The 12,580-nt window shown below is 53.4% G+C and carries 13 protein-coding genes; 3 read left to right on the top strand and 10 right to left on the bottom strand.

All coding sequences use genetic code 11. The features are described from left to right. Positions 1–3 precede the first annotated feature (3 nt). Together ABFZ83_RS03270 and ABFZ83_RS03265 are read right to left on the bottom strand one after the other, a co-directional pair. Positions 4–891, bottom strand: coding sequence for a polyprenyl synthetase family protein (locus ABFZ83_RS03270; RefSeq protein WP_411818001.1), 888 nt, complete (start codon positions 889–891; stop codon positions 4–6). 64 nt (positions 892–955) lie between these two features. Continuing rightward, positions 956–1,612 carry a hypothetical protein gene (locus ABFZ83_RS03265; protein ID WP_411818000.1) on the bottom strand — a complete coding sequence of 219 codons (657 nt, stop codon included), beginning with the start codon at positions 1,610–1,612 and terminating at the stop codon, positions 956–958. A gap of 278 nt (positions 1,613–1,890) precedes the next feature. Here ABFZ83_RS03265 and ispH point away from each other — a divergent pair, with 278 nt between their 5' ends. Both ispH and hpnH read left to right on the top strand, forming a co-directional pair. Next, the gene (gene ispH, locus ABFZ83_RS03260) at positions 1,891–2,883 is read left to right on the top strand and encodes a 4-hydroxy-3-methylbut-2-enyl diphosphate reductase (RefSeq protein ID WP_411817999.1); all 993 of its coding nucleotides are present in this window, start codon (positions 1,891–1,893) and stop codon (positions 2,881–2,883) included. A gap of 50 nt (positions 2,884–2,933) precedes the next feature. Beyond that, positions 2,934–4,088, top strand: coding sequence for an adenosyl-hopene transferase HpnH (gene hpnH / locus ABFZ83_RS03255; protein ID WP_411817998.1), 1,155 nt, complete (start codon positions 2,934–2,936; stop codon positions 4,086–4,088). Here hpnH and ABFZ83_RS03250 read toward each other — a convergent pair. From ABFZ83_RS03250 to hpnC, 4 genes are read right to left on the bottom strand one after another with little or no spacing between them, the layout of a single operon-like run. Continuing rightward, complete coding sequence (locus ABFZ83_RS03250; protein WP_411817997.1) at positions 4,032–4,733, bottom strand: hypothetical protein; 702 nt, start codon at positions 4,731–4,733, stop codon at positions 4,032–4,034. The genes hpnH and ABFZ83_RS03250 overlap by 57 nt on opposite strands. 3 nt (positions 4,734–4,736) lie before the next feature. After that, the gene (gene hpnE / locus ABFZ83_RS03245) at positions 4,737–6,008 is read right to left on the bottom strand and encodes a hydroxysqualene dehydroxylase HpnE (RefSeq protein WP_411817996.1); all 1,272 of its coding nucleotides are present in this window, start codon (positions 6,006–6,008) and stop codon (positions 4,737–4,739) included. Further along, positions 6,005–6,886 (bottom strand): presqualene diphosphate synthase HpnD, encoded by an 882-nt coding sequence (hpnD, locus tag ABFZ83_RS03240; RefSeq protein ID WP_411817995.1) that lies wholly within the window; start codon positions 6,884–6,886, stop codon positions 6,005–6,007. The genes hpnE and hpnD overlap by 4 nt, the downstream gene beginning before the upstream one ends. Then, on the bottom strand, positions 6,883–7,788 hold the full coding sequence (gene hpnC, locus ABFZ83_RS03235) for a squalene synthase HpnC (RefSeq protein WP_411817994.1): 906 nt from the start codon (positions 7,786–7,788) through the stop codon (positions 6,883–6,885). Before hpnC ends, hpnD begins: the two co-directional genes overlap by 4 nt. Positions 7,789–7,899: 111 nt before the next feature. On the opposite strand from hpnC, the gene ABFZ83_RS03230 reads away from it, so the two are divergent. Continuing rightward, entirely contained in the window at positions 7,900–9,036 is a 1,137-nt protein-coding gene (locus tag ABFZ83_RS03230; RefSeq protein WP_411817993.1) for a glycosyltransferase, read from the top strand. Here ABFZ83_RS03230 and ABFZ83_RS03225 read toward each other — a convergent pair. The 4 genes from ABFZ83_RS03225 to ABFZ83_RS03210 all read right to left on the bottom strand — a co-directional run bounded on the left by ABFZ83_RS03225 (position 9,033) and on the right by ABFZ83_RS03210 (position 12,565). Then, positions 9,033–9,509 (bottom strand): universal stress protein, encoded by a 477-nt coding sequence (locus tag ABFZ83_RS03225; protein WP_411817992.1) that lies wholly within the window; start codon positions 9,507–9,509, stop codon positions 9,033–9,035. The two genes, ABFZ83_RS03230 and ABFZ83_RS03225, sit on opposite strands and share 4 nt — an antisense overlap. Before the next feature lie 92 nt (positions 9,510–9,601). Further along, positions 9,602–10,459 carry a phytanoyl-CoA dioxygenase family protein gene (locus tag ABFZ83_RS03220; RefSeq protein WP_411817991.1) on the bottom strand — a complete coding sequence of 286 codons (858 nt, stop codon included), beginning with the start codon at positions 10,457–10,459 and terminating at the stop codon, positions 9,602–9,604. 40 nt (positions 10,460–10,499) lie between these two features. Then, positions 10,500–11,489, bottom strand: coding sequence for an NAD-dependent epimerase/dehydratase family protein (locus ABFZ83_RS03215; protein WP_411817990.1), 990 nt, complete (start codon positions 11,487–11,489; stop codon positions 10,500–10,502). Continuing rightward, positions 11,486–12,565, bottom strand: a complete 1,080-nt coding sequence (locus ABFZ83_RS03210; RefSeq protein WP_411817989.1) for a hypothetical protein — start codon at positions 12,563–12,565, stop codon at positions 11,486–11,488. Before ABFZ83_RS03210 ends, ABFZ83_RS03215 begins: the two co-directional genes overlap by 4 nt. Positions 12,566–12,580 lie beyond the last annotated feature (15 nt).

Raw genomic sequence — 12,580 nt, 5'->3', positions numbered from 1 at the left:
AATTTAGCTTTTCCGTTCAAAGACGAAATCGGCTGCACCTTTGAGCGGCTCTGCTGGCGCGCCAAAACGGTCAAGATGTGCTTTGCACCGATCGACTAACTCAGCGGCCTTGGCTTTTGCGCCATCCATACCCATCAGTTTGATGAAAGTCGCTTTGTCCATCTCGGCGTCCTGCCCCGCGGGCTTGCCAAGGGTTTCTGCGTCTGCGGTCGCATCAAGAATATCATCGACGATCTGAAAGGCGAGACCGAGATCTTCTGCGTAGGCGCTTAGGGCGGCAACTTCACCCTCGCTGGCACCGCCAACAATGCCCCCGCCCACAGCTGAGAACCGGATAAGCGCGCCGGTTTTTAAGCGCTGAAGTTCGGTCACGCCCTCAAGGTCAAAATCCTTTTGCTCAGCATAGATATCGATCATCTGACCACCCACCATGCCGATTTTTCCGGACGCACGCGCTAGTTCGAGCGCAATCGCGCAGCGAATATTCCCGTCTGGATGCGTGTCTGCTTCCGCAAGAATTTCAAATGCCTGGGTCAGTAACGCATCCCCCGCAAGGATCGCGGTCGCATCATCGAACTTTTTGTGAACCGAAGGCCGCCCGCGGCGCAGGTCACTATCATCCATCGCCGGCAAATCATCATGGATGAGGCTATAGCAATGGATCATTTCCACCGCGCACCCGACGCGGATTGATCGTTCGCGCGGCGTGTCAAACATATCCGCCGCCGCAATCGCCAAAAACGGACGCAGCCTTTTGCCGCCATCAAGCGCGCCCCAGCGCATGGCGTCGACCACACGGCCCAGCGGGCCATCCCGTTGCGGCAGGAATTCGTCAAGCGCCGTCTCGACCAGTGTTGCCGTTTCTTTGATAGTCTCTGAGAACGCCGTCATGTTATGCCCTTGCCGCTTGCGAATTTTGGAGGCTTGTTAGCCTGACCGCCCCAAAGCCTCAAGGCTAATGACGTGTATTCGTCAATCCGGTTCCGTCACAGTTGCGGCAGGTGCTGGCGATAAAGCCGCGCTTACCCCGTCCATTGCATTCAAGGCATATGGCTTTTTTGCTTCTCGCCCCGAGGTAACTTGCCAAAAGGTCCACGGGCCGATCTTCAGTCGGGGCCGGTGCAACATTGACCGCAAAGTCGCGCGCTGATTCGAGCTTTGCAGCAGGAAAGGCCACCGCCATTGATGGATAAGCATCGGACAACTCATAAAGCGTCATCATCAAATCACGACGCCAGCTTTCAAGGTGAACTTTAAATTGGCCGGGGTCGAATTTTCCGCTTGCGCGCATACTCGCCATTAAAAACAGATCGCCCGCTTCTATCGCGACCATACTGACATGCAGATTTCGATTGAGGCTATCGAGTAGTTGCTCGGTTACGCTGAAGCCTACAAATCGCGCGAGGAAACCATATTCCTCGACAAGGCCGGAACCAGCCTCCGATTGCATCAAGGCAACAACGAAATTGACCCCATTTTCTTGGATACCATAGACCTTTAGCGGCCCGTCTTCGCCCAATAGGTCAAGCGCGCCGAACTGGTCTTCCAGCACGCCCACAACCTTTGATAGCGGCCACCCGCCGCTTTCTCCGCCTGAAAACCGTGTAAACACAATTCCCCCCAGCCACTTAGCTATTCCCCACAAGAAGGCTACACCAGCAAAGATTGGCCGCCAAGCGGGTTATAGACCCGTGCCCCTTTGGCAACGTTCGATGAATTCTGCGTTACCTTGGGCGAGCTTCTTTTGCGCCGCAGTGCAACACGCGATATATGTCTTCAGGAATGCAGATTTAGGTGGTTGCTGGAAAGGCCGCTGCGTGAAATAAAGCATTCAAGTAATTAACGAAATCTGCCGATCCAAAATTGGTATGGCTGCGGGGGCGAGTGGTAATGACGTCAATGAACGAAGAAATTAAAGTGGTTCTTGCCCAACCGCGCGGGTTCTGTGCGGGCGTAGAACGGGCGATCGACATCGTAGAACGGGCGCTGGAGAAATTCGGCGCACCTGTCTATGTGCGGCATGAAATCGTCCACAATAAATATGTGGTCGAAACATTGCGCGCGCGCGGTGCAATTTTTGTCGAAGAGATCGACGAAATCCCAACGGGCGCAGTCACGGTTTTCTCGGCCCATGGGGTTGCGCGCAAAGTTGAAGACGGTGCGCTCGTCCGTGAGCTTGATGTGATTGATGCCACCTGCCCACTCGTTACGAAAGTCCATAAAGAAGGTCGCCGCTACGCGGAAAAAGGATATGACATCGTATTGATTGGTCATATCGGCCATCCGGAAGTTGAAGGTACACTCGGTCAAATTCCGGGTACGGTGCATGTTATTTCCGAACCTGAAGATGTCGCTGACCTCAACGTCGCTGATCCGAACCGCGTTGCCTTCGTCACGCAGACGACGCTTTCGGTGAATGACACAAAAGACGTAATCGCCGCATTGCGCGTTCGTTTCCCCGATATCGTCGGGCCTGATACGCGCGATATTTGCTACGCGACTCAAAACCGCCAGACCGCTGTTATCGCCATGGCGAAACAGGTCGACCTCTTGCTTGTGGTTGGTGCGCACAATAGTTCGAATTCGAACCGCCTGCGTGAGATCGGCGAGAATTTCGGTATCCCAAGCTATCTGATCGAAAATGCCTCCATGTTCGATCCGGCATGGCTTGAAGGCGTTAAAACCGTTGGCCTGACCGCTGGCGCGTCTGCACCAGAAACATTGGTTCAGGAAACAATTTCGCGCCTCAAAAATTACCGCAATGTCACGGTTGAAACACTTGATGGCGTTGAGGAAAACGTACACTTCAAACTGCCGAAGGAATTGGCAGATGTACCTCGCCCGAAAGACGCAATGGAAGCCTGGGCCGTCAGCAACGCCTGATCGGTAATCCTAAATCACGAAATACACTCAGAATCGTCCGGAGAATAAAAATGTCAGTATCGCTCCACCAGCAACTTCGCATCGGTGCCTATGTCATGAAGCAAACGCTGACAGGACGTAAGAAATATCCGCTCGTTCTGTTCCTTGAGCCATTGTTCCGGTGCAACCTCGCCTGCCCCGGTTGCGGCAAGATCGATTACCCTGCACCAATCCTCAACAAGCGCCTGTCTGTAAAGGAATGTCTGGATGCGGTTGACGAATGCGGTGCACCCGTTGTGGCTATCCCCGGTGGTGAGCCACTGATCCACAAAGAAATCGGCGAAATTGTCGAAGGCATTGTTGCGCGCAAAAAATTCGTTTCGCTTTGCACCAATGCTTTGCTTTTAGAAAAGAAACTTGACCTGTTTAAGCCGTCACCTTTCCTCTTTTTCTCGGTCCACCTTGATGGTCTCGAAGAAGAGCATGACCATGCGGTTGATCAGAAAGGCACGTTCAAAATTGCTGTCAAAGCGATCAAAGCGGCGCAAGAGCGCGGTTTTCAGGTCAATGTCAACGCAACGATCTTTGACAACATGACTGCAAAACAGGTTGCGGATTATCTGGATTTTGCGACCGATCTTGGCGTGAATATTTCAATCTCGCCGGGCTATGCTTATGAGCGCGCTGAAGACAAAGATCACTTCTTGTCGCGTGAAAAAACCAAGCAATTGTTCCGCGATATCTTCAAAATCGGAAAAGAGCGCGGCCGTCTTTGGAATCTATCGCACTCATCCTTGTTCCTCGACTTCCTCGCAGGCAACCAGACCTATGAATGCACCCCGTGGGGTTCGCCAACACGCAATGTCTTTGGCTGGCAAAAGCCATGTTACCTGCTTGGCGAAGGCTATGTTTCATCGTTCAAGGAATTGATGGAAACAACGGAGTGGGATCAATATGGAACGGGCAAATATGAAAAATGCGCGAACTGTATGGCGCATTGCGGCTATGAGCCCACAGCAGCCATGGACGCAGTGAAGAACCCGTTCAAGATGTTCAAAATCCCGAACATGTTCAAAATCAAAACCGAGGGCCCAATGGCACCGGAAATTGATCTTTCAAATGCTCGTCCGGCTGTCGATGTTCACGAACAGCTTGTCGAAGCCGAGATGTCAAAGATTGAGGCTGAGAAAAAAGCCAAGAAAGAGCGGGCCGAGGTCGCGGCGTAAGGCCTTCGTCGCGGCGGCGCTGTCCGCTCCTAATTTCATCAGTGCAGGGAATTGTTTTGGGTCCCGCATTGCCGCGCCGAGTGTCGCGATGATGCGGGTCGACCCATCTGGCGCAACCGCATTTAACGCCGCCGCAGGCAAGGCCCGATCAGCCGGGTCCGCGATTGCCCTAAGCGCAATAAAAGGAACGCCCTTCCGCGCTGCTGCCCTCGCCGCACCATGGCTTTCCATGTCCACGGCGACTGTTCCAAACTGTGTGCGCAATGCTTGTTTCTTCTGGGCGCTATCGATGATTTCATCCGAGCCATATAGCGACGAAACTAATGGTTCCTCGTGGCCCGCATCGCGCAAGCTCGCTTTCGCCGCTTCAAGCAATGCGTGGTCGCTCGCATAGATTGATCCGTCACCGGCAATTGTCTTGTCACCGACAATCAATTGACCCGGTTCTAAAGCAGGGTCCAACCCGCCGGAAACGCCGACAGAGATAATCGCCGCCGCTCCTTCGTCACAAAACGAACTCGCGCATTCTTCCGCGCGGGCAGCATTCGCCCCTGAAATGCCAATACGCAGCTTGTTCGACGCAACAGCCCGCTCAACGGTTTGCGCTTCCGACTTCAGCCCACAGATGACGCCAATAAAGCTCACATCTTACCCTTGTGTGCGCATGACTAATTCGGCCGCACGGTCGCCCGACCGAATAGAGCCTTCGATCGTTGCGGGCACGTCCGTATCGGTATGATCGCCCGCGAGGAACAAATTGCGATAAGCGGTTTCCGGCGCGAGGCGTTTTTTCACGCCCGCGGGTGATTGATCCGGCGTTGCGCGTTTTTCACGAATGACCCTTACACGCTCATATTCGCTATCGCCAAGATCAAGCGCAATACACACTTCGCCCCAGATCTGTGATACGACCTGATCATTGGGCATGTCATCCGTACCCAATGCATCCGACGCTGAGGTGGTGATCGAAATCACATCATCGCGGACAAAGGTCCATTGCGCCGCACTCGACACCATGCCGAGAAACGGCCCGTCGCCCAGCGTTGTTTTTGGAACAGGCCTGCCAAAACGGTAATGAATATTCAAAATACTCGCATCATCCCCCGGCGGGTCTATGTCTGGTAGTAGCTGTTTCAACCGAGACGGCGGAATTGCAAAAATTACTTTATCGCCTTCTTCAAGCGTTACGGTCTCATCAGAAAAGTTGAGACTGGTAACCGCGCCACCTTCCATCCACGCGCTTCTCAAGCGCGCACCCAGCCGCACAATACCGCCATGCTGCTCGATAAATTTTACTGCGGGATCAATAAAGGCATGGCCAAGCCCGGTCTTCGCCGTTAGCGGCACCGACGCTTGACCGCCAAGCAAGAATGTCTCGCGGATCACACGCCATAATAACTTTGCCTGACCTTTTTCTGGGGTGGTATTCAATACAGCAAGCGTCAATGGCTCCCAAAAGCGCTCATATAATGGGCTTTTCGGGTCGACCATATCGGCGACTGTTTTCTCATCATTGGCAAAAGCGATCTTCGCCGCACGCAGATAATCAATGATCTTTGTGTTCGGCACCCGCCACTTTTCGTCAAAGACCCAAAAGGGTATCGGTCCCTCGTTCAGGCGAACATTCCAGCGCTGTTTCGTCTTTACGTCTACAAATGGATAGATTGCGAATTTCGGCCCGGTTAGCGGATCGACCGAACCAATACGATCAAGGTATGACAATGATGATTTATTCCCTGACATAATCAGGTGATTGCCATTATCGATCTCTCTTTCGAGATGCTTGTCAAAGAATGTACGGCACCTGCCGCCGGCGCGGCCCGCACTATCATAGACGGTGACTTTGACATCGTTTTCGATAAGGCGAACAGCCGCCGCAAGCCCAGACAGCCCGGCACCAATAATATGTACACGGCTCATTGTTGATTATTGTCCACTAATTTCGGTGAAAAAAGCCACCGCGCCGCAATCGATAGTTTTTCGGCCTTTGTCATCTCAATGCGTGGCTGACCATTTGCCCACCCCCGCGCCGTCATTTTATCGAGGTACCGCTCATAAACGCCCATCATCAAAAGAGCGGGCTTTAAAATGCGCCAATCAAGTGATCGCAGCGCCTTTCGCGCCGCCGCGAACTTACCGCGCGCCAGATGGGCCATTTCTTCGCGCACCAACGGTAACCCCTTTGCGTCCGCGATTTGATCCGGCGTCAAAGGGCAGTCATGCTTTTCCAATAACTCCCGCGGTAAATAAATTCGTCCTTCCGCGGCATCTTCTTCAATGTCTCGAAGAATATTTGTGAGCTGCAATGCATCCCCCAGAGAGATCGAAAAATTATCTGCAATTTCGTTACGAGGTGCCCCGAAAATAGGCATGGAAAGCTGACCGACCGCCCCCGCTGCGCGCCGCGTATAGGCGAATAGCTCTTCCATCGTTGGTGCAACAATTGGTCCGGCAGCGTCCATCTCCATACCTTCGATCACCAAAAGAAATTCCTCTTTAGGCAGATCGAAAGCGCGGACATGTTCAAGTAGCGCAATGCCGGTCGGAAATTCTGGGGTGCCATTATAGAGCCGGTCGATTTCCGCGCGCCACGCCGCCAGCGCCACGCGTTTTTCACCAAGATCGCCCTCTTCATCGGCAATATCATCAACTTCACGGCAAAACGCATAAACCGCATACATCGCTTCACGTCGCTGCTTTGAGAGGATACGCATTCCCGGACCGAAGGAAGTCCGCGACCGTTTCACAGTTTCATAGGTATGCCTGCGCGCTTCTTCGAGCGTAATTGCGGTTGTCATGGATCGACGCCTTTTCCCGCAGATAAAAACCCGGACACCGCACCACGAATTGCGGCAGAGGCAAAATCGGTTTTCTTCAAGGCAACGCGCGTCGCCAAGGGGTCACCATTGCGTAACAGCGTAATCAATCGATCAGCGAGACGCACAATAATTGCTGATTCCATTGCGAGATGCTTTGACTTTATCGCCTGCGGCAATTTCCGCGCATCGACCATCAGCGCTTCGCAACTATCGAGCATGCGATCCATCACGCGGCGTAAGGCCGGCGATACGGAAGGACGATCAATATCGCTGATCGCTCCGCCCTCTTCGCGGAGCCAGTCACCCAGAATATAAACGCGGTCGAGTTCGCGGCGATCATCGCCACAATCCTGTAGGTGATTGACGACTTGTAAGACAATGCATAGGGCGTCGGAATAGCGATATGTATTCTGATCCTCACCGTGCAGATCAAGTAGGTACCGGCCAACCGGGCAAGCGGAAAGCAGGCAATAGCCGACGAGATCATCCCAGGTGTCATATCGGTTTTGTCGCGCATCCTGCACGAATGCGGCGACGAGATCGGAGCCATGTTTTGTTGTAACTTCGGTTGCGGCCATACTTTCGCGCAGGGCGTGCGCTTTTGCGAATTCTGGTCCGTAACCCGGCTCCCCTTTAAGCGCCGCGTCAAACGCCCGGAGCCGCTCAATTTTTTCGGCACCGCTCAGGGCCGGGTTATCCGCGATATCATCAATCGCACGAGCAAAATTGTAATAGGTCGCAACATGCGGCCGAAGGTGTTTTGGCAGCAGAAACGAGCCGACGGGAAAATTCTCGTCCTTCGCGCCTTTCCCGGACGGGGTTTCAGCGAGCGGTTGCGCCAAATCGCTATCAGCGGAAGATGATTCTGCTTGTGTCGTCATGGTCCGCACCTTACGGATTTTCCCGCGCAATCCAAGGCAAACTATTGTCTCAATGCGCTTTCCCCACAGGGCTTGGCGCAAAGGCCACAGACGCGTAAAGCCTATACCATTATGTTGACGATTATAGCACTTTTTGCCGGCATTGCCTGGCTCGGGCTCACGCTTTTACAGGGGAATTTCTGGCGCGCCTCAGAGCGGCTAACCGATTCGCCAGCGCCGGAAGAATGGCCCGCCGTGGTTGCAATCATCCCTGCGCGCAACGAAGCCGAGACAATTGGTGCCGTAGTCGAGGCCCACATCAAAAACGACTATCCCGGTGATTTCACGCTGATCGTCGCGAATGACAACTCCGACGACGGAACCGCAGAGCTTGCCCGCGCAAGCGGTGCCCATGAGGTGCTCGACATTCCCCCAGTGCCGGAAGGTTGGACCGGCAAATTATGGGCGGTTGAAAATGCGATCCAGCACAGCGAATTGGCCTCGCCGAACGCGAAATACGTCTTACTGACCGACGCCGATATCCAGCTTGCGCCTGATACCGTCTCTCGGCTTGTCGCTAAAGCAGAGAATGAGAATTTGGCCCTTACCTCCCTCATGGCGCGGCTAGACGCACGAGGGCCATGGGCAAGCTTTCTTATCCCTGCGTTTATCTACTTTTTTCAAAAGCTTTATCCATTCCCGCGCGCAAACGATCCGGATGATAATTTAGCAGCGGCTGCTGGTGGGTGCATGCTTGCGCGGAAAGACGCGGTCACGGCGATCGGCGGCATGGGAAAAATCCGTGATGCGTTGATTGATGATTGCACCTTCGCAAAGGCGATCAAGGACCTTTCACCATTTACAAAAATTTGGCTGGGTCTGGCGTCTGATGAAGCCGTCAGCCTGAGGGATAATCGGTCACTAAGCTCTATCTGGAATATGGTGGCACGCACGGCCTATGCGCAGCTTGCCTATTCCCCCGTGTTTCTATTCGGCACCGTGCTGGGTATGATTCTCGTTTATTTGGCGGCTCCATTGATTTTATTATCCGCGTTTTATCACTGGAATTTGTTCGCGCTTATCTTCTCCGGCATTGCCTGTGCGTTGATGGCATACACCTATTGGCCAACTTTACGGCTTTATGGTCGCGCGCCATGGGAGGCCGTTTTGCTTCCCGTTGCTGCCGGGTTATATGCAGCGATGACGTTTTCCTCCGCATTACGACACTGGCGCGGCGAAGGCGGACAATGGAAAGGCAGAAGCTACTAGTGCTTTTCTGCGTAGGCTTTTGTGACGAGAAAAACCGCGCATGGCGCTTCACGGATCAAATCGCGCGACGCACTTCCCTGAAATAAAGAACTCCAGAAATTGCGTTGATGCGATCCGGTAACAATTAAATCCGTGCCCTGCTCTTCGGCATATTCGGCAATCGCATCTGCCGGTTCACCATCAAGGATTTGACAACTTGCCGAAGGCGCAAGCCGTTTTTGCATTTCGGTGAGTTTGTCCAGACTTTCGCGTCGCGCTGCACGGTTCTGCTCAACGATTGCTTCGGAAACAACTGTTGAGTTTGCCGCCACGTCCCCTGATGTCACCGGCATTGCAGAAGTGAGCAATGGCCACGCACTTAAGACCTCAAGGGTCGCGCCATCTTTTTCCGCAAGACTATAGGCCGCTTTAATGACACCTTCCGCCAGGTCATCTTCAAGAGCGATTGCGGCAATGATTTTGTTGAACTTCACGTTACAGCCTCCATCGTTACCTATCCTTTTAATATAGGTACATTTTTGTCCAATTGCATGGGCGAAACAAAGGCCAGTCGTTCGCGCGATGTTTAGCTTAACAATCGAGCCGGGTGCCGACCATCCACATAGCCCATAAAAGGCGAACAAATTGAATAACCTAGAAGTTCCTGCGCACGTTTCGGCAGGGTTTTCGCAATGTCCGCCGGAACGGCCAAAAGCATATTCTCAAGTTGGCGCATATATCCGGCGCAATATTGCGGGGTGATCAATAACCGCGGCGCGTCGGAATTATTCGCGCCGCCCCGGTGCCATAAAGTGCCCTTTGCAATCATCAACGAACCGGCTGGCATGATCACTTTTTTCGCGTCTTCACGCGCACCGGGATCGCCCTCTCGCCGACCGGTTTTATCAAAATCCGTGTCTTCTAACGCGCCATTCACTGGTTCATCCCCCCACAGATGACTGCCGGGAATGATCTCTGTGGCACCATTATCTTCGGTCGTATCCGTAATCGCCCAAAAGCTACTCACGCCCAGCGATTGGCGCGGCCGCGGGATCGTGCAGTGAGCGTCATCAAAATGCCAAGGCTGTGCTGTTTCTCCCGGATGAAGGTTGATTGCAAGGCACGCCGATAACAGGCAATCCGTACCTAAATCAGCTTCGACAAATGCCATTGCCAGCGGATGGGTTACCAGTTCGGCAAAGACCGGTGATTTCGCCAGCATGGCATAGACCCGGTTTGAGTCGCGCCCCTCGAACTCGTTGCGCCCTCTGATGTTCTGGTTTAGGTAAGGGGATAGCGCGCCCTTGATCGTATTGATTTGCTCTTTATCAAGAACGTTTTCAATGACCGCATAGCCGTCTTGGTCAAGTTGCTCTCGCAACGCCATGAACTGATTTTCATCGACCCAATGGGCGAAAGTATCAGGCAAACCCAGATAACGCATAATGACCTCCGCTCGTATTTTTAACGAACAAGAAGCACAATTAAACCGGTTTTAGCAGTCCCTCGTCCCGCATCCAATCCAAGGTTTCTCGCAATGCGGGTTCCAGCCCAGCAGCCCGCCACCCGAGTTCCTTGGCCGCCTTCTCGCTCGAAAATGAGACCTGACGCCCTGCCAGACGAACCCCTGTTAGGGGTGCTTTGGGCGGCTTTCCCGTAACCTGCGATACAATGCCGGTATCAATGGCACCGGCGGCCAAAGCAACGGCATATGGCAGTTTGGTTTTTGGCATGTCGCGTCCGGTAATGGCCTCGATCAATTGCAGCAATTCACCCATCAGTGTATTTGCGCCACCGAGAATGTAACGCTGACCACGTCTGCCGCGATCGCGAACCGCGATCAAGCCTTCTGCAAGGCTATTTAGCGGTACAAAATTCAATACACAATCAATATAGGCCGGGGTCTGACCATTCGCAAAATCCAGAATCATCCGGGTCGGTGGGGTCAGCCCAATATCACCAGCACCAATAGGCTCTGTGGGAATAGCAATGACGGCATCAACCCCGTCAGCGACCGCCCCTTCGATAGCCCGTTCAGCCAATAGCTTCGAGCGCGGATATGCGCCGAGCATTGAATTGGCCTCTAATCGCTGTTCTTCATTAGCTGTAGATCGCCCGATTGGGGTTTCCCGCCCTACCAATGTGGTCAAGCTGGAGCAATGAACAAGCTTCACGTTACCCGCGTTTTTTACCGCAGCAATAACGTTCTGCGTACCCTGATGATTGACCTGATCAAAGATTTTTCGGTCGCGCGCCCAAAGCTGTGCATTACCTGCTAGATGAAAGACACTTGATACGCTGTCCAAGGCATTAGCGAGATCGCTCGGCTCGAGAATTGATCCTTGAATATCATCTGGATGACTGGGGGGCGCGAGATCAAAGCTTCGTACACGCTCGCCATTTTCGCGCAGCATGGCGACCAGCACTTTACCGACGAAGCCCGCGCCACCTGTAACTAATGTAAATTCTGTCACGCGCCCTCACGGCATATTAGCAATCCCGAATCGGTCACCGAACCAAGCACCAATCCTTGCGGCAGGCTGATTGCCACGGTCGCGGCGCTATATTTCGAACCATCAGGATCATCAAACAATATTGCGACATTCCCCGTATCCGGGTCCGCTTTAACAATGCGTGAAGGCGCGCGGCCTAATCCAAGCTTTCTGTTCAAAGCAAGTTTGAACATGTTCGGATGAAGCGCCGCGACGATGCCGCCATCGGACGCTATCGAAAGGTTATCCGGACCACCCGGAACCTCAATGCGTCCGGCCTCGGATATAGTGCCGTTTTCGGTCCGCGACAGCAATAAAAGCGCTTGTTCGCGCGTTGCGGCCAGCGCGACGTCGCCCGTATCCGTCACCGCTATTCCGTTAGCAAACCGTGCTTTTTTAAAAACATGTTCAGTACCATTGGCGATACCGCTACTTGCGAGATTGAAAAGGTTTTCTATCCCGCCCTGCCAACCACATGACGCATGATCGAACGATGTAAATATCTCTCCGTCAGCGGCGACAACATTGTTTGCTGAACAAGGCGCTTCGGACGCAACGCCGACAAACACCTCGCCATTCGCACCAAGACGTTGCAGCTTTGGCGTCATGCGCCATTTGCGTCCGTCTTTCGCATAAGTTCGGTTGATGAAAATCAGTTCTCTATTCGCCGCATCATAAGTCATGCCATGGGGGCGCAACCCGCCGGAAAATTCATGCGGCAACGCGAGCGGCGTCAATTTCAAAGCGTCGCCAACTGGCTCAAATAACTGACCTAAACCGATCGCATAAATACCGCCGCTCGGCGGATGATCATCCGTTTTCTTCTTCGCCGCCTTTTCCGTAGCGCGCCGATCATAAGCAGCGATGAATATACGGTTATGGGCCTGATCCCACACAAGATCCTCGGCACCTAACACGGCCTTGCCGGTTGAGGCGTCAACGAGCGGTAATCGATAACATTGATCTAGTGCGAATTGCGGGGCTTCGATGTCCGGACCACTACAGGCCGCCAAACTCAGGCAAAATCCAGCGATAAGCGAGTTTTTCACCTGATTCATGACGCGCCCCTATCA

This window comes from Hyphococcus formosus, assembly GCF_046736345.1.
Taxonomy (GTDB): domain Bacteria; phylum Pseudomonadota; class Alphaproteobacteria; order Caulobacterales; family Parvularculaceae; genus Hyphococcus; species Hyphococcus formosus.
This window is presented reverse-complemented; position numbering and strand designations above follow the sequence as displayed.